This is a genomic window from Streptomyces sp. NPDC000075, assembly GCF_040301925.1.
In the GTDB taxonomy this organism is placed as follows: Bacteria; Actinomycetota; Actinomycetes; order Streptomycetales; family Streptomycetaceae; genus Streptomyces; species Streptomyces polychromogenes.
Window position 1 is genome coordinate 250,266 of sequence record NZ_JBEPFL010000005.1, and the last position, 17,016, is coordinate 267,281.

General features: G+C 72.8%; 12 protein-coding genes. 6 read left to right on the top strand and 6 right to left on the bottom strand.

From position 1 onward, the window contains the following. The first annotated feature begins 81 nt into the window (after positions 1-81). The 4 genes from ABT403_RS08955 to ABT403_RS08970 all read left to right on the top strand — a co-directional run bounded on the left by ABT403_RS08955 (position 82) and on the right by ABT403_RS08970 (position 4,125). Positions 82-285 carry an SPOR domain-containing protein gene (locus ABT403_RS08955; RefSeq protein WP_344164454.1) on the top strand — a complete coding sequence of 68 codons (204 nt, stop codon included), beginning with the start codon at positions 82-84 and terminating at the stop codon, positions 283-285. A gap of 33 nt (positions 286-318) precedes the next feature. Beyond that, positions 319-741 (top strand): (deoxy)nucleoside triphosphate pyrophosphohydrolase, encoded by a 423-nt coding sequence (locus ABT403_RS08960; RefSeq protein ID WP_344164457.1) that lies wholly within the window; start codon positions 319-321, stop codon positions 739-741. A gap of 154 nt (positions 742-895) precedes the next feature. Then, positions 896-1,324 (top strand): ATP-binding protein, encoded by a 429-nt coding sequence (locus tag ABT403_RS08965; RefSeq protein WP_344165840.1) that lies wholly within the window; start codon positions 896-898, stop codon positions 1,322-1,324. 182 nt (positions 1,325-1,506) lie between these two features. Further along, positions 1,507-4,125, top strand: a complete 2,619-nt coding sequence (locus tag ABT403_RS08970) for a SpoIIE family protein phosphatase (protein ID WP_425580274.1) — start codon at positions 1,507-1,509, stop codon at positions 4,123-4,125. A gap of 21 nt (positions 4,126-4,146) precedes the next feature. Here ABT403_RS08970 and ABT403_RS08975 read toward each other — a convergent pair whose 3' ends face one another. The 6 genes from ABT403_RS08975 to ABT403_RS09000 all read right to left on the bottom strand — a co-directional run bounded on the left by ABT403_RS08975 (position 4,147) and on the right by ABT403_RS09000 (position 11,900). Beyond that, positions 4,147-4,863 (bottom strand): PspA/IM30 family protein, encoded by a 717-nt coding sequence (locus ABT403_RS08975; RefSeq protein ID WP_344164460.1) that lies wholly within the window; start codon positions 4,861-4,863, stop codon positions 4,147-4,149. A gap of 173 nt (positions 4,864-5,036) precedes the next feature. After that, positions 5,037-7,148 (bottom strand): TPM domain-containing protein, encoded by a 2,112-nt coding sequence (locus tag ABT403_RS08980; protein WP_425580252.1) that lies wholly within the window; start codon positions 7,146-7,148, stop codon positions 5,037-5,039. 918 nt (positions 7,149-8,066) lie between these two features. Beyond that, positions 8,067-8,849 (bottom strand): succinate dehydrogenase/fumarate reductase iron-sulfur subunit, encoded by a 783-nt coding sequence (locus ABT403_RS08985; protein ID WP_344164463.1) that lies wholly within the window; start codon positions 8,847-8,849, stop codon positions 8,067-8,069. Beyond that, positions 8,846-10,747: a fumarate reductase/succinate dehydrogenase flavoprotein subunit gene (locus tag ABT403_RS08990; RefSeq protein ID WP_344164466.1), complete on the bottom strand. Its 1,902-nt coding sequence runs from the start codon at positions 10,745-10,747 to the stop codon at positions 8,846-8,848. The genes ABT403_RS08985 and ABT403_RS08990 overlap by 4 nt, the downstream gene beginning before the upstream one ends. Beyond that, complete coding sequence (sdhC, locus tag ABT403_RS08995) at positions 10,747-11,571, bottom strand: succinate dehydrogenase subunit SdhC (protein WP_344164469.1); 825 nt, start codon at positions 11,569-11,571, stop codon at positions 10,747-10,749. The genes ABT403_RS08990 and sdhC overlap by 1 nt, the downstream gene beginning before the upstream one ends. Before the next feature lie 104 nt (positions 11,572-11,675). Further along, positions 11,676-11,900 carry an Rv0250c family protein gene (locus tag ABT403_RS09000; RefSeq protein ID WP_344164472.1) on the bottom strand — a complete coding sequence of 75 codons (225 nt, stop codon included), beginning with the start codon at positions 11,898-11,900 and terminating at the stop codon, positions 11,676-11,678. A gap of 359 nt (positions 11,901-12,259) precedes the next feature. Between ABT403_RS09000 and ABT403_RS09005 the strand changes: the two genes are divergently transcribed. Both ABT403_RS09005 and typA read left to right on the top strand, forming a co-directional pair. Next, positions 12,260-14,677: an ABC transporter family substrate-binding protein gene (locus tag ABT403_RS09005; protein WP_344164475.1), complete on the top strand. Its 2,418-nt coding sequence runs from the start codon at positions 12,260-12,262 to the stop codon at positions 14,675-14,677. A 368-nt stretch (positions 14,678-15,045) separates the two neighbouring features. Further along, complete coding sequence (gene typA, locus ABT403_RS09010) at positions 15,046-16,950, top strand: translational GTPase TypA (protein WP_344164478.1); 1,905 nt, start codon at positions 15,046-15,048, stop codon at positions 16,948-16,950. Positions 16,951-17,016: the final 66 nt, after the last annotated feature.

Sequence of the window (17,016 nt, forward strand, 5' to 3'; positions counted from 1 at the left end):
CTCAGTGAAGGTCGGGCGTAAGCTCAGGCATATGCGCAATGCGGTTTCCTGGGCAGGAACATCGGCGGAGGGTGGAGCGCGATGAACGACAGCGGTGCCCTGCTTCCATGGCTGGTCATACGTCAGGACGACAACGGCAACCGCTACCGGGTGGGCCGGTACGCCACCCGGGCCGAGGCCCAGAAGGTCGTCGACGTCTTCGAGGACCGGGGCCACAAGCAGCTCTACTGGGTCGAGCGGATCGGGCAGGCGGACGGCAGCCCGGCCGCCACGAGCAGGAATTGAAGGTCCGCACAGGGCCTGGCATAGGCTCCGTCCATGACTGTACGCGTGGTCGTGGGCGGAGCCCTCTGTCATGACGGGCGCCTGCTGGCCGCCCGTCGCAGCGCGCCGCCGGAGCTTGCCGGCCGCTGGGAGCTGCCCGGAGGCAAGGCCGAGCCGGGCGAGACGGTGCCCGAGGCGCTGGTGCGCGAGCTGCGCGAGGAACTCGGCGTCGAGACCGAGGCACTGGAGCGGATCCCGGGGGAGTGGCCGCTGAAGCCCGGCCTGGTCCTGCACGTGTGGACCGCCCGGCTGCTCTCCGGCGAGCCCGCCCCGCTGGAGGACCACGACGAGCTGCGCTGGCTGGGCCCGCACGAGCTGGACTCCGTCGACTGGCTCGACCAGGACCGCCCCTTCGTCGCCGAGGCGGGCCGCAGGCTCGCCGGCCAGGGAGCGGACGGGGCGCACCGGGGCGCGTGACGCTCCCGTTCTAGGCCGTCCGTGCCACAGTGCGCCCGTGGCCGGGGGATCGGGTGGTACGACGCCCCGAATATCGGGTATGTCGCTATTAGTCCCTATCTCGTCCCCCATTCGTCCCCGACGAACCTGACTGGGGTCGCTGGTGGCCCGGGAAGTGATCGGCGTGATCGACGCAGACGGTGAATGTGCCGAGTGGGCCTTCCCCGCCGAGCCCGGTGCCGTCCGCACCGCCCGCCACGCCGTACGCGGCGCCCTCCGCTCCTGGGGCCTGGACGCCGTCGGAGATGTGACCGTCCTGCTGGTCAGTGAGCTGGTGACCAACTCCCTGCGCTATGCCTCCGGCCCCATCGGGGTCCGGCTGGAGCGGCGCAATCCCGCGGCGCCGGGCCTCACCGGCGGCCCGGCCCTGCTCGTGGAAGTCTCCGATCCGCTTCCGGATCCGCCCCGCGAGAAGGTCGCCGAGCCCGACGACGAGGGCGGGCGCGGACTGCACCTCGTCGCCGTCTCCGCGCGCCGCTGGGGCACCCGGCACGGAAAGTCGGGGAAAACCGTGTGGTTCGAGTTGGCTCTTCCTGGTGAGTAACAAGATGAAGGGCGGCAGGGGGTCTCCCGGAACACGTCTGGGATGACCGCCGGACGTGGCCGGAAAACAACGGGACCCTTTTGTGATCGTGAACGCCGTGCCGTACGGGGCCGTGGTGCTGAATACTTCGGTCATGGCCGGTCCGGTTGCGGTGAGCTGGAGGGGACGGTCGCGTGAGCGAGATACCTGCGCAGGCACATCAGACCCGAGTGCCCGGGGAGTCGTGGCACGACTCCTTGTGGCACAGCAGTCCGCCTGGCTCGATATATGACTACATAAAGGTCGCGTCCTTCTCGATCGGCCCGGACGGGCTGATCGACCAGTGGAGCCTGCGCGCCGAGGAGCTGTTCGGACTTCCCGCAGCCCAGGCCGTCGGACGCGACCCCGTCGACGCCTTCATGCCGCCCGAGCTGCGCGACGGCGGGCACCGCAGGGTCGCCGAGATCCTCGACGGCAAGGAATGGACCGGCCTGGTCCCCTTCCGGATCCCCGGCGGGAACGGCGCGCACGGCGTCGCCGAGATCTACGTCATGCCCACCCAGACCGGGACCGGCGAACGGGCCGCGCTCTGCGTCGTGGTCGATGTGCGCGCACTGCGCCGGATCGAATCCGACCTCGCCGCCTCGCAGGCCATATTCGGCCAATCTCCCTTCGGCTTCCTGCTCTTCGGTACGGACCTCACCGTGCAGCGCGCCAACCGCCGCTTCGCCACCGTGTTCGGCGGCGCCGTGGAGGAACACCGCGGCCGCACCGTGCACGACTACCTGCCCCCGCACGAGGCCGACCGGATGGCGGCCGCCCTGCGCCGGGTCCTGGAGACCGGCGAATCCGTCACCGACCTGCGGATCACCGGCGCCGCCCCCGGCAGCCGCGAGAACCGGCACTGGTCCATCAACCTCTACCGGGTCCACGGCGGCACCGGCCGCCCCATCGGCATCGCCGGCCTCGGCACCGACGTCACCCGCCGCCACCTCGCCGCCCGCGAGGCCGCCGGCGTCCGCCGCAACCTCGCCCTCCTCAACGAGGCCGGGCACCGCATCGGCAGCTCCCTCGACCTGGAGACCACCGCCCGCGAACTCCTCGACGTCACCGTCCCCGGCTTCTGCGACCTGGCCGCCGTCGACCTCTACGAAGGGCTCCTCCTCGGCGACGACGACCGCCCCGCCCGCCCCCAGGGCCCCGGCGTGCCCACCCTGCCCGGCCAGGGCGTCCGGCGCGCCCCCTCGGCGCCGCTGCGCCGCGTGGCCTTCGCCTCCGCCGTATCCGACGCCCCCCTCTCCGGCCCGGGCGCACTGGTCTCCGTCGGGGAGACCCACCGCTACCCGGCCGCCTCCCCCGGAGCCGTCGCCCTGCGCACCGCGCGGACCCGGCTGATCGAGGGCGGCGGATCGGACGACCTCGTCCAGTCCACCCTGATCGTCCCGATGGTCGCCCACGACACCGTCGTCGGCCTCGCCCAGTTCTCCCGTACGAAGGGCAGCGAGCCCTTCGGCGAGCGGGACCGGGCCGTCGCCGTCGAACTCGCCGCCCGGGCCGCCGTCTGCATCGACAACGCCCGCCTCTACCGGCGCGAACACGAACGGGCGCTGATCCTCCAGCGCAGCCTGCTGCCCCCCGGCGACCCGGAGGCCGCCGGCCTGGACATCGCCTGCCGCTACCTGCCCGGCAACGCCGCCACCGAGGTCGGCGGAGACTGGTTCGACGTCATCGAACTGCCCGGGCACCGCACTGCCCTGGTCGTCGGCGACGTCATGGGGCGCGGCCTGCGCGCCGCCGTCGCCATGGGCGAGCTGCGCACCGCCGTACGCACCCTCGCGCTCCTGGACCTGGAACCCGCCGAGGTGCTCAGCGCCCTCGACGAGGTCGCCCGCGGCCTCGGCGCACCCGGCGGCGCCCAGCAGGCCTCCCGCTCCGCCCTGCACTCCCGCGACGCCGACCGCTCCGAGGTCTACCTCGCCACCTGCGTCTACGCCGTCTACGACCCGGTGACCCGGCGCTGCACCATCGCCAACGCCGGCCACATGCCGCCCGTCCTGGTCGAACCCACCGAGGACGGCGCCGAACCCCGCCCCGGACTGCTCCTGGAGATCCCCACCGGCATGCCGCTCGGCGTCGGCGGCGAACCCTTCGAGGAGGTCGAGGTCGAACTGCCCGAAGGGGCCCTGCTCGCCCTCTACACCGACGGCCTCGTCGAATCCCGCGACCACCCCCTGGAGGAGGGCCTGCGCGGCCTGCGCGGCGCCGTCGCCGACCCGGCCCGCCCGCTGGAGGAGGTCTGCGACCACGTCCTGAACACCCTGCACACCCGCCACGGCGAGGACGACATCGCCCTGCTGATGGCCCGGGTCCAGGGGCTGCCCATCGACGCCGTCGGCGACTGGCAGCTGCCCCGCGAGGCCCGCTCGGTGGGCCGGGCCCGCGAACTGGCCCGCGCCAAGCTCCCCGCCTGGGGCCTGGAAGGACTGCTCGACACCACCGAACTCCTCGTCAGCGAGCTCGTCACCAACGCCCTGCGCTACGGGGAGGGCGAGATCCGGCTCCGGCTGATCCTCGACCGGACCCTGGTCTGCGAGGTCTGGGACGCCAACCTCGCCCAGCCGCGCCGCCGCCGCGCCCGCGACACCGACGAGGGCGGCCGGGGCCTCCAGCTGGTCGGCCTGCTCTCGGCCGGCTGGGGCACCCGGCGCACCCACCGGGGCAAGACGGTCTGGTTCGAACTCCCGCTCCCGATGCCCGGCGGTGCCCCGGACGGGGCGGCGGCCGAACTCTCGGCGGAGGAACTCCTGAGCATGTACGGGTAGGCGGACCCGGTCGCCGGACCGCTAGGCTCCCCGGGACTTCAGGGCGGCCAGCCGGGCCTCGATCTCCGAGGCCCGGCCCAGCTCCTCCAGGGACTCGAACTGCGCGTCCAGCGACGAGGCCGCCAGCTCCTGCCGGCCCAGGGCCATGGCCTCCTCGCGCCGCACCTTCTCCTCGAAGCGGTGCAGATCGCTCGTCGGGTCCAGCACGTCGATGTCCTTGACCGCGTCCAGCATCGTGTTCTGCGCCTGCGCCGTCCTCGCCCGGGCCACCAGCTCGTCCCGCTTCGCCTGGAGTGCCGTCAGCTTCTCCTTCATCGAGGCCAGGCCCGCCTTCAGCTTGTCGGTGACCTCCGTCTGCGCGGCGATCACCGGCGCGGCCACCGCCGCCTCCCTCTCCGACCGCATCTGCCGCCCCAGCGCCACCTTCGCCAGGTTGTCGAACCGGTCCGCCTCCGCCTCCGCCCCCGACTCCCGCAGCCCGTCCGCCTTCCGGCTGGCCGCGAGGGCCTTGGCACCCCACTCGGCGGCCGCGTCCACGTCCTCCTTGTGGTCGGCCTCCAGCATCCGCAGGTTGCCGATGGTGGTGGCCACCGCCTGCTCGGCCTCCGAGATGTTGTTCGCGTAGTCGCGGATCAGCTGGTCGAGCATCTTCTGCGGATCCTCCGCCTGGTCCAGCAGCGCGTTGATGTTGGCCTTCGCGAGCTGGGTGACACGGCCGAGGATGGTCTGCTTGCTCATGGTGGGTCCTTCCGGGGGGTCGCCACGGCCCGGTGCGGGCGGGGGCGTCGGGGTCCTGCGGCCGGATGCGGGGCGGTGGCCTGCGGGTGGGTCCTGCCGGGCGGTCCTGCCGGGTGGGGCTCCCGGGCGGTTGTCCTGCAGGGTTGGTGGCCGCCGGGTGCGGGGTGCGGCGTTCAGAAGCGCCCGCCGCCGCCCATACGGCCCCGGGTGCCCTCGCCGCCGAAGGACCCCGGCCCGCTCCCACCCCCACCGCCGAAGCCCCCGCCTGCGCCCCCGCCTCCGCCGAAGCCGCCCCGGCCGCCGCCGCGCAGGAGCTCGCCGAGGATGATCCCGCCGAGCACCGCCCCGCCCCGGCCGCCGCCGGCCCGCTGCCCGGCGTACGGGTTCCGGTACGCCCCGACGTCCCGCTCCGCCAGCCGCTGCGCCTGCCGGGCCAGCGCGTCCGCCTGCTGCGCCTCCACCAGCGCGCCCGCCGGATCCGTGCCCGCCGAGGACACCGACCGCTCCAGGTGGCGCTGCGCCTCCGCCAGCCGGGTCCGGGCCTCGCTGCCCACCGCGCCCCGGCTGGTGGTGACGTAGTCCGCCGCCGCGCCGATCGCACTGCGGGCCGACAGCTGGGCCTGCTCCAGCAGGGCCGCCGCCCGCCGCCGCCCCGACTCCTGCTCCCGCGCCCCCGCCAGGGCCCCGTCGAGCGCCGCATCGGCCTCCTCGACCCGCCGCAGCGCGTCGATCGGGTCGTACCGGCCCGCCTCCTGCTCCCGCCGCACCTCGGCCAGTACGGCCTCCGCCCGGGCGATCCGGCCCCGCAGGTCCGCCGTGGAGGAGCCCGCCGTGGTCCCGGTCAGCAGGCCGTGCGCGTCGGCGAGGTCGGTCTCCGTCTCCGTGAGGGCGCCCGGCAGCCTCCCCGCCGCCTCCGCCAGCTCCCGCGCCCGCCGCTCCACCGCGTCCACCAGCGTCGCCGCCTGGTCCACCGCCCCCTCGGCGGCCCGCACGTGCACCGCCGCCCGGCCGCTGTCCCCGCCGTCGAGCGCCGCCCGCGCCTCGCCGAGACTGGTGGTCGCGAACAGCAGCCGGTCCTTCGCCTGTTCGGCGTTGGAGGCGACCGGAGCGGACGCCGAGTCCGCGTACCGGCCGGCCAGGGCCGTCAGGGTGGCCTCGGCCGTGGTCGTCCGGCCGGTCAGTGCCCGGAAGTGGGCCTCCACCGTCGCCAGCGCCTGCGGGGCGTTCCGCTCCAGGTCCCGCAGCCGGTCGAAGGCCGCCGACTCGGCGTCCAGCCGCCGGTTCGCCTCCGCGCAGCGGGCCAGGATCTCGTCCAGCATCCGGCGGCGGGTGGCGTCGTCCTCCGGGTAGGCGTCGTCCAGCTGCTGGCGCAGCCGGAAGGCGTGCGTCAGCTCGCCCCTGGCGTAGGCGACCGCCCCGGTGAAGGCGGTGACGGCCTCGTCACCGAACTGGGCGGTCGCGAAGCCGAGTTCCTCGGTGCTGGTGCGGACCGCGTCGTCGGTCTCCACCAGCAGGCTGCGGGCCCGGGCGTCCAGCTCGGGCAGCGGCGCCGGCTCGGCCCGCCGCCCGTCCCAGCCGGGGTGCTCCGTCGCCGTCCCCCGCCCGCCGCCCCCGCGCCGCCGGCGGCGGGTGAACGCGTACACCCCGAGCGCCCCGACCGCGCCGACGGCCACCACCGGGAGCACGTAGTCCCCGGCCCCGCCCGCCCCCTGCCCGGCGCCGCCGCCCGGGTCGGCCGGCCCGGGGGTGATGGCGGGGGCGGGCACGCGCTTGCCGCCGAGGACCGCGTCGTAGCCGTTCGCCGCCCCGATCGCGGCGCCCGCCCAGTCGTTCTGCCGCAGCGCGGGCTCGACGGCGGTACGCGCGACGTCGGCGAGCTGCGCCTCGGTGAAACCGGAGTCCACGTCGGCCGAATAGGCGTACTGGCGTACGCCGGTCGCCACGGCGAGCAGCAGGTCGTCCCGCCCGAAGCCGTTCTTCTGGGCCGTGGCGTCGGCCCAGCTCTGCGGGGAGCGGCCGGAGAAGTCGTGGACGTAGGCCACGAAGAGCTGGATCCGCCGGTCGGAGTACAACCGCTCCAGCGCGGCGGTGACGGCGGCCCGCCGGTCCCCGAGGGCCCCGACCCGATCGGTGATCTGCCCCTGCTCCAGGGTGACGGGATCCTCGGCACGGGCCGTGGGCGACGCCGCCACGCCCCCGCCCCACCACCCGGCGAGCACCACCAACACGACGCCACACCGCAGCGCGAAGCGCTGTCGTGGCGTCGGGCGGCTCGGCGGGTACACATTTGGGAGGGTATGAGGGGTTCTGGGGCCCCGCACCTGGAGGACGGGGTCCCGGCGGGGCGGTCTCAGAGAAGGCTTGGGGGTTTCCCGTCAGTCTCATCGTCCTTCCGCGTCGGGCCGCCCTGTCAAGGGCGCTCCTTCGTCGCGTCGCTTCGCGATGTCGCTGCGCTCCACCCTTGACAGACCGACCCGCCGCGAAATGCCGAAGACTGCCGGGAACCCCCCAAAGGAACGGGACGGATGGAAGGCAGCATGCGGCGGGATCAGGGATGAGCCGGGCAGGCCGGGACACGGCAGACCGGGCATCCGGGCCCCCCAGCACCGTCAATCGGCGCCACCCCACGCACCAGATCGCTACGCGCTGCCCATTTCTCAGCGTCCGGCGGCCGTCTGGGGCCGCTACCCGCACGAACGGCCGATGAGATGGGCATCCGGGGCCGGTGGGCGCGTCAGATCGCTACGCGCTGCCCATTTCTTGGCGTCCGGCGGCCGTCTTGGGCTGGTACCGGCACCACAAGCCAACCGGCAGAGCATCCCGGCCCAGGACGGCGGCAAGCCGCCGAGAAAAGAGAAGCGCGTAGCGATCTGACGCGTGGGCTGGCACTGATTGACGGTGATGGGGGCCGGAAGGCTGGTCTGCCGGCCCCCGGCCTGCCCGGCTGATCCCTGACACGGCCGCATGCCCCATGAACATCCGTCCCGTTCCTTTGGGGGTTTCCCGGCAGTCTTCGTTTTTCCGTGGCGGGACGGTCTGTCAAGGGTCGCCGCAGGCGATCGCGAAGCGACGCGACGAAGGAGCGCCCTTGACAGGGCGGCCCGACGCGGAAGGACGATGGGACTGACGGGAAAGCCCCAAGCCTTCTCTGAGACCGCCCAGGTCAGACCCCGCTCACCCGCACCCCCGGCCCCGCCCCACCCCTACCGCGGGTCCGACGCCGAGCGGCGGCGGATGCGGGTGCCCAGCCATACCAGGGGGTCGTACTTGCGGTCCACGGCCCGCTCCTTCAGCGGGATCAGGGCGTTGTCGGTGATCTTGATGCCCTCCGGGCAGACCTCCGTGCAGCACTTGGTGATGTTGCAGTAGCCCAGCCCGTGCTCCTCCTGGGCCGTCCGCTTGCGGTCCAGGCCGGCCTCCTCGGCCGCGTCCAGCGGGTGCATGTCCAGTTCGGCGACCCGCATCAGGAAGCGCGGACCGGCGAAGGCGGTCTTGTTCTCCTCGTGGTCGCGCACCACATGACAGGTGTCCTGGCACAGGAAGCACTCGATGCACTTGCGGAACTCCTGCGAGCGTTCCACGTCCACCTGCTGCATCCGGTACTCGCCCGGCGCCAGGCCGGCGGGCGGCACGAACGCCGGGACGGAGCGCGCCTTCTCGTAGTTGAAGGACACGTCCGTCACCAGGTCCCGCACCACCGGGAAGGCGCGCAGCGGGGTGATCGTGACCGTCTCGGACCGGTCGAAGACCGACATGCGGGTCATGCACATCAGCCTCGGCCGCCCGTTGATCTCCGCGCTGCACGAGCCGCACTTGCCCGCCTTGCAGTTCCAGCGCACCGCCAGGTCCGGGGCCTGGGTGGCCTGGAGCCGGTGGACGATGTCCAGGACCACCTCGCCGTCGTGCACCTCGACGGTGAAGTCCCGCAGGTCCCCGCCCTCCGCGTCGCCCCGCCAGACCCGGAAGCGGGCGTCGTAGGTGGTCATCCGTAGAGCTCCTCTTCGGCGAGGTACTTGGCCAGCTCGTCCTTCTCGAACAGCGCGAGCAGGTCGGGGCGGATGGGGTCGGTCCGTACGTGTTCGAGGGCGATCCGGGCGGCCGCCGGATCGGCGGGTGCCGGGTCGACGGGGCGGCACAGCAGGTTCACCGGCCGCCACGCCCGCTCCATCGTCGGGCGGTCCTCGCGGGTGTGCCCGCCCCGGCTCTCCGTGCGCTCCAGGGCGGCGCGGGCCACGCACTCGCTGACCAGCAGCATGTTGCGCAGGTCCAGCGCCAGGTGCCAGCCCGGGTTGAACTGCCGGTGCCCCTCGACGCCGGCGCGGGCAGCCCGGACGCGCAGGGCGGCGAGCCGTTCCAGGGCCTCGGCCATCTCGGCCTCGCGGCGGATGATGCCGACCAGGTCGTTCATGGTCGTCTGGAGCTCCTGGTGGAGCGTGTACGGGTTCTCCGCGCCCTCGTCGGCGTGGAAGGGGGCCAGTGCCTCGGCGGCTGCCGCGTCGATCTGCTCCTGGGAGACCGCCGGCCGCTCCCCGCCGCCCGCCGCGTGCTCCGCCGCGTGCAGGCCGGCCCGCCGTCCGAAGACCAGCAGGTCGGAGAGGGAGTTGCCGCCGAGCCGGTTCGAGCCGTGCATCCCGCCCGCGACCTCACCGGCCGCGAACAGCCCCGGCACCCCGGCCGCGGCGGCGGTGTCGGAGTCGACCGCGATCCCGCCCATCACGTAGTGGCAGGTCGGGCCGACTTCCATCGGCTCGGCGGTGATGTCCACGTCCGCCAGCTCCTTGAACTGGTGGTACATGGAGGGCAGCCGGCGTTTGATCTTCTCGGCGGGCATCCGGGTGGACACGTCCAGGAAGACCCCGCCGTGCGGGGAGCCGCGACCGGCCTTGACCTCGGAGTTGATGGCCCGGGCGACCTCGTCGCGGGGGAGCAGCTCGGGCGGGCGCCGGTTGTTGTCCGGGTCCTCGTACCAGCGGTCGCCCTCCTCCTCCGTCTCGGCGTACTTCTCCTTGAAGACGTCCGGGACGTAGTCGAACATGAACCGCTTGCCCTCGGAGTTGCGCAGCACCCCGCCGTCGCCGCGCACCGATTCGGTGACGAGGATGCCCTTCACGGACGGGGGCCAGACCATGCCCGTGGGGTGGAACTGCACGAACTCCATGTTGAGCAGCGGGGCTCCGGCGAGCAGGGCCAGCGCGTGGCCGTCGCCGGTGTACTCCCAGGAGTTGGAGGTGGTCTTGAAGGACTTGCCGATCCCGCCCGTGGCCAGCACCACCGCCGGGGCCTCCAGGACGAAGAAGCGGCCGGTCTCGCGCTCGTAGCAGAACGTGCCCGAAACGCGGTCCCCGTCCTTGAGGACCCTGGTGACCGTGCACTCCTGGAAGACCTTGAGCCGGGCCTCGTGGTCCCCGTGCTCCTTGAAGTCCTCCTGCTGGAGCTGGACGATCTTCTGCTGGAGGGTGCGGATCAGCTCCAGGCCGGTACGGTCGCCGACGTGCGCGAGGCGCGGGTACTCGTGCCCGCCGAAGTTGCGCTGGGAGATCCTCCCGTCGGGGGTGCGGTCGAAGAGCGCGCCCCAGGTCTCCAGTTCCCACACGCGGTCCGGGGCTTCCTTGGCGTGCAGTTCGGCCATCCGCCACTGGTTGAGGAACTTCCCGCCGCGCATGGTGTCGCGGAAGTGGACCTGCCAGTCGTCGTGCTCGTTGGCGTTGCCCATGGAGGCGGCGATCCCGCCCTCCGCCATGACCGTGTGGGCCTTGCCGAAGAGGGACTTGCAGATCACGGCCGTACGGGCGCCCCGCTCCCGGGCCTCGATCGCGGCCCGCAGGCCGGCGCCGCCCGCGCCGACCACGACCACGTCCCACTGCTGCCGGTCGACTTGGGTCATCAAAAGATCCTCGGGTCGGTGAAGGTGCCGGTGGCCAGCAGGTACACGTAGAAGTCGCACAGGGCCACGCTGATCAGGGAGGCCCAGGCGAGCTGCATGTGGCGGGTGTTGAGCCGGCCGGCCCAGCTCCACAGGCGGTAGCGCACCGGGTGTGCCGAGAAGTGCTTCAGGCGGCCGCCCATGATGTGCCGGCACGAGTGGCAGGACAGGGTGTAGGCCCAGATCAGCGTGATGTTGACCAGGAACAGCAGGGTCCCGAGGCCCATGTGGCCCCAGGCGTAGTGGCCGTCGCGGAAGGTCAGGACGGTGTCGTACGTGAGGATCCCCGCGACCGGGACGGCGGCGTAGAAGAAGTACCGGTGCGCGTTCTGGAGGATCAGCGGGAAGCGGGTCTCGCCCGTGTACCCGGTGTGCGGTTCGGCGACCGCGCAGGCGGGCGGGGAGGCCCAGAAGCCCCGGTAGTAGGCCTTGCGGTAGTAGTAGCAGGTCAGCCGGAAGCCGAGGGGGAAGACCAGGATCAGCAGGGCGGGGGACAGCCCCCACCAGCTGCCGAACAGGTCGAGGTTGGGGCCGCCGCGCATCGTCTCGCAGTTCTCCGCCAGACAGGGGGAGTAGAAGGGGGAGACGTACGGGGCCGCGTAGTAGTGGGCGTTCGCGAACGCCCGCCACGTCGAGTAGACGATGAAGGCGAGCAGCCCGGCCGCGGTGCCGGCGGGGGCCAGCCACCACCGGTCGGTGCGCAGGTGCCGGGGCGTGATCGCGGCCCGGGAGGGGGAGTGGACCCCGCCGGGCCGCTGCCGGGATGGTTCCGTGCCTGTGGCCAAGGAGAACTCCGGGTGGAGTGCGATGAGGGGTGGCCCAGGAGGCCCGGCCGCTCGCGCGGCCGGGCCAGATGGGGGTGGGTGGCGACGGGTGGCCGGTGCCGGTCTCAGGGGGCGCGGCGGTCGCGGACGCCGAGGCCCTCGTCGTCGGTGTCCGTCCACTTGGACTGGTCGTACGGGGTGTCCGGGACGGAGACCATCCCGGCCGGGCCGGCGGGCTTGGTGGCGGCGGCCGGCGACTGCCGGGCGACGTCCTGCTCCAGCCGTTCCACCGAGCGGACCAGCTCGTTCAGGTTGCGTCGTACGGCCGTCAGATCGTCTTGCAGGGACATGACGTGACCTCACTTCCGCGGGGGTGCGGTGGCAACGCTCACGGGCGCCTGCGAGTGTCGCGCCTTCCGTCCCCGGTTGTGAAGGGACGTGCAGCGATTCCGGGCGCGCAGGCGCAAACCGTGCGCCCCTCCCTGCCCCCATTTTCATCCCTCGAACGAGGGACCGCCCGTCCGGGCCGCAACCGGGATTGGTCCGCACGGGTGGGGTTCGCGGCGTGGCGCGGGTCCGGTCCGGAGGACCCGGCGGCCCGTCTATTTCAGTGGGTTTCGGCACCAGTGTGATCAGCTCCATATACCGCCGAACGTGATCAAGGCCCCCCTCTTTCACGGCTCCACGCCCCGCCCCGGAGGTACCACCCATGACCCAGAGAACGCGCAGGTCCTTGGCGCTCCTCACCTCGGGAGTCCTTGCACTGCCGCTCCTCGCGGGCTGCGGGGCGGGCGACGACGACGGGGGTCCGGCCGCCGCCGGACCCGACATCGCGCTGACGGCCCGCGACCAGGTAGCCGACGGCGGGGTCCTGCGCTGGGCGGTGGACTCGCTGCCGGAGACCCTGAACGGTTTCCAGGCCGACGCGGACGCCACCACCACCCGGATCACGGGGGCGGTGCTGCCCCACCTGTTCACGCTGGACGCCAAGGGGCGGCCGGTGGCCGATCCGGACTACCTGGAGAAGGCGGAGGTCGTCGAGCGCGAGCCCAAGCAGGTCGTCCTGTACAAGCTGAACCAGAAGGCGGTGTGGAGCGACGGGCGCGAGATCGGCGCCGCCGACTTCGTGGCGCAGTGGCGCGCCCTGAACGGCAAGGACTCGGCGTACTGGACGGCCCGCAACGCCGGCTACGAGCGGATCGAGAAGATCGAGCGCGGCAAGAACGACCTGGAGGTCAAGGTCACCTTCGTCCGCCCGTACGCGGACTGGCGCTCCCTGTTCAGCCCCCTCTACCCGAAGCAGGTCATGGGCACCCCGGAGGCCTTCAACGAGGGGGCCCGGGGCGTCCTCAAGGTCACCGCGGGGCCCTTCAACCTGGGCGCCGTCGACAAGAAGACCGGCACCGTGGCCCTGACCCGCAACCCCCGCTGGTGGGGCCGGCCCGCCAAGCTGGACACCCTGGTCCTGACGGCGGTCCCGCGCGCCGGCCGCCCGGCCGCGCTGGCCGCCGGGAAGGTGGACCTGGCGGAGATCGACCGCGCGGGCGCCGACCGGATCGCCCTGGCCCACCGCGACGCCGGCCGCGTCGACGGCAGCCACGGCCCGGGCGCCTCGCTGACGCCGGCGCAGGCCACGCTCTCCTGGGCGCTGGCCCACGGCGCCGACGAGGCCAAGGCCAGGGAGGAGCAGGAGAGCCGGCAGAAGAACGCCGAGGCGGTGAAGAAGTACGCGGACGAGCAGTCGGCCCTGCGCGGCTTCGAGGTCCGCAAGTCGCTGGAGCCCTCGTACACCCAGCTGGCGATGAACGGGGCCTCCGGCCCGCTGTCGGACGAGCGGGTGCGCCGGGCGATCGCCCGGGCCCTGGACCGCAAGGAGCTCGCGGAGGTCGTCCTCAAGCCGCTGGGGCTGCCGGCGAAGCCCGTCGGCAGCCACCTGGCGCTGGCCGGGCAGCAGGCGTACGCCGACAACAGCGACGCCCTCGGCGGCCAGGACACCCACGCCGCCCAGGCCCTCCTCGCGGACGCGGGCTGGCGCAAGGGCGGCCGGCTCACCGAGCCCGCCGCGAAGGCGGGCCCGGAGGGCGAGGGGGCGACGGACGACGGCAAGACCCCGGGCGGGGCCAAGCCGGGACCGGGCGACGGCACCGGCAACGACGGGCTTTACATCGTGGGCCAGGACGACGGCCGCAACGGCGCCGCGCGCAAGGACCGCCCGGACCGCCGGGGCCGGCCGTCCGCCCCCGGCGTCCACGCCGTGGGCCCGCGGGCGCTCGAGGAGGGCCCGGCGGTCTTCGACGGGGAGCACATGCTGGGCGCCCCGGGCGAGCGGCCCTCCCCGGCGCTGGCCCCGGCCTCCCTGGCCGTCCAGCAGGAGGAGGCCCTGCTGGCCCAGGCGGGCGCCGTCGAGGACGGCAAGCGCGCGGCGGCCGCCAGGGCAGCGGCCGCGGCGAAGGCGGACGGCGAGGGCGAGGGCGAGGACGCCAAGGAGCCCGCCAAGGAGCCCGCCAAGGCGACCCCGGCCCCGGCGCCGGCCAAGCAGACCGCCCCGCGCACCTCCGGCGCCATGCTCGCCAAGGACGGCAAGCAGCTCACCCTGCGCTTCGTCCTGCCGGCGGGCCCCGGCTCGGAGGCCCTGCGCGCGGTCGGCGAGCGGATCTCGCGGACGCTCCAGAAGATCGGCATCAGCACCCAGACGACCAAGGTCCCGGACGAGAGCTTCTTCAAGGACCACATCGCCTCGGGCCAGTACGACCTGGCCCTGTACTCCTGGCCCGCCACGGCCTTCCCGGCCACCGACGCCCGGCCGATCTTCGCCAAGCCGGAGCCGGCCGCCGACGGCTCGCTGCTCGTCGAGCAGAACTACACCCGGGTCGGCACCGACCACATCGACCAGCTCTTCGACCAGGCGGCCGGCGAGCTGGACGAGGCGAAGGCCCGCGAGCTGGTGCGCAAGGCCGACGCCCGGATCTGGGCCGCGGCCGGCTCCGTCCCGCTCTACCAGCGCCCCGAGCTGGTGGCGGCCAAGCCGGGCCTGGCCAACGCCGGCGCCTTCGGGATGGGGGTGCCGCGCTTCCAGGACATCGGCTGGAAGAAGCCGCCCACGGCCAAGGACGCGAAGCGGAAGTAGCCGCGGCCGAGGGCCCCGGCGGCCGGGAGGCGCCCCGGCGAAGAAGTGGTGAAAAAACGGGGCCTGTCAGGTTGACCGGCGGGTAGCAAGCTCAGAAGTGACTCAAGTCCCTTGCCCGCCGGAAGCCCCGGCGGGCAAGGTCGTGCGTACCCGTTGACCCGCATGAACACAGGCCGCTCCGACAGCCGGGACTCCCCACCCACACCCCGGCCGTCCTCAGTCGTCCGGCCTCTTGACAGACCCCCCGGCAGGCGGTTCCCGCCGTTCGACGTACGATGGGGTAAGGCCGTGGCAGGTTTTCCGCCCGGCAGAGGCTCGCGTGCCAGGCCGTACGCGACGCCATCCACGATCCCGGGAGAAGCGCCGAAGTGCCCACGCGCCACGACATCCGTAACGTCGCCATCGTCGCCCACGTCGACCATGGCAAGACGACCATCGTCGATGCCATGCTCAAGCAGGCCGGTGCCTTCGCCGCCCACCAGCAGCTCGACGACCGCATGATGGACTCGAACGACCTGGAGCGTGAGAAGGGCATCACGATCCTCGCCAAGAACACGGCGGTGAAGTACCACCCCAAGGACGGCGGGGCCCCGATCACGATCAACATCATCGACACCCCCGGCCACGCCGACTTCGGTGGCGAGGTCGAGCGCGGTCTGTCGATGGTGGACGCCGTCGTCCTCCTGGTGGACGCCTCCGAGGGTCCGCTGCCCCAGACCCGCTTCGTGCTGCGCAAGGCCCTCCAGCAGCGCAAGCCGGTCATCCTCTGCATCAACAAGACGGACCGCCCGGACTCCCGGATCGACGAGGTCGTCAACGAGACCTACGACCTGTTCCTGGACCTGGACGCCGACGAGGACCAGATCGAGTTCCCGATCGTCTACGCCTGCGGCCGTGACGGCATCGCCTCGCTGACCAAGCCGGAGGACGGCACCGTCCCCGCGGACAGCGACAACCTGGAGCCGTTCTTCTCCACCATCCTGGAGCACGTCCCGGCCCCGACCTACGACGAAGAGGCCCCCCTCCAGGCCCACGTCACCAACCTGGACGCCGACAACTTCCTCGGCCGCATCGCGCTGCTCCGCGTCGAGCAGGGCGAGCTGCGCAAGGGCCAGACGGTCGCGTGGATCAAGCGTGACGGCACGGTCTCCAACGTCCGCATCACCGAGCTGATGATGACCGAGGCGCTCACCCGCAAGCCGGCCGAGGTCGCCGGCCCCGGTGACATCTGCGCCGTCGCCGGTATCCCCGACATCATGATCGGCGAGACCCTGGCCGACCCGGAGAACCCGATCGCGCTGCCGCTCATCACGGTGGACGAGCCGGCCATCTCCATGGTCATCGGCACCAACACCTCCCCGCTGGTCGGCCGCGGCGGCTCCGGCAAGGGCGCGGACGCGAAGACCGCGGTCAAGGACCGCAAGGTCACCGCCCGCCAGGTCAAGGACCGCCTCGACCGCGAGCTGATCGGTAACGTCTCGCTGCGCGTCCTGGACACCGAGCGCCCGGACGCCTGGGAGGTGCAGGGCCGTGGTGAGCTGGCGCTCGCCATCCTGGTCGAGCAGATGCGCCGCGAGGGCTTCGAGCTGACCATCGGCAAGCCGCAGGTCGTCACCAAGGAGGTCGACGGCAAGACCTACGAGCCCGTCGAGCGCATGACGATCGACGTGCCCGAGGAGCACATGGGTGCGGTCACGCAGCTCATGGGCGTCCGCAAGGGCCGCATGGACAACATGTCGAACCACGGCTCCGGCTGGGTCCGCATGGAGTTCGTCGTTCCGTCCCGCGGCCTCATCGGCTTCCGTACGGAGTTCCTGACCCAGACCCGCGGCACCGGCATCGGCCACTCGATCCACGAGGGCCACGAGCCGTGGTTCGGCCAGCTGATCACCCGTAACAACGGCTCCCTGGTCGCCGACCGCGCCGGTGCGGTCACCGCGTTCGCGATGACCAACCTCCAGGAGCGCGGCGTGCTGTTCACCGACCCCGGCACCGAGGTGTACGAGGGCATGATCGTCGGCGAGAACTCGCGCGCCGACGACATGGACGTGAACATCACCAAGGAGAAGAAGCTCACGAACATGCGCTCCTCCTCCGCCGACTCCTTCGAGGCGATCGTCCCGCCGCGCAAGCTCTCCCTGGAGCAGTCCCTGGAGTTCTGCCGCGACGACGAGTGCGTCGAGGTGACCCCGGAGGCCGTGCGCATCCGCAAGGTCGTCCTGGACCAGAAGGAGCGTTCGCGCACCGCTTCGCGCGCCAAGTCCGCCAAGTAGGACCCGAGTCGGCTCCTGGCCGAAACGCGTACGTTCGGCGACGGCCCCTCCCCCCACCGGTCCGGT

What these genes read in the sequence shown, in the direction of transcription:
- ABT403_RS08985 (WP_344164463.1), bottom strand. Translation starts at nt 8,849, where the DNA reads ATGACCACCTACGACGCCCGCTTCCGGGTCTGGCGGGGCGACGCGGAG.
- ABT403_RS08990 (WP_344164466.1), bottom strand. Translation starts at nt 10,747, where the DNA reads ATGACCCAAGTCGACCGGCAGCAGTGGGACGTGGTCGTGGTCGGCGCG.
- ABT403_RS08960 (WP_344164457.1), top strand. Translation starts at nt 319, where the DNA reads ATGACTGTACGCGTGGTCGTGGGCGGAGCCCTCTGTCATGACGGGCGC.
- ABT403_RS09000 (WP_344164472.1), bottom strand. Translation starts at nt 11,900, where the DNA reads ATGTCCCTGCAAGACGATCTGACGGCCGTACGACGCAACCTGAACGAG.
- ABT403_RS08975 (WP_344164460.1), bottom strand. Translation starts at nt 4,863, where the DNA reads ATGAGCAAGCAGACCATCCTCGGCCGTGTCACCCAGCTCGCGAAGGCC.
- ABT403_RS09005 (WP_344164475.1), top strand. Translation starts at nt 12,260, where the DNA reads ATGACCCAGAGAACGCGCAGGTCCTTGGCGCTCCTCACCTCGGGAGTC.
- ABT403_RS08955 (WP_344164454.1), top strand. Translation starts at nt 82, where the DNA reads ATGAACGACAGCGGTGCCCTGCTTCCATGGCTGGTCATACGTCAGGAC.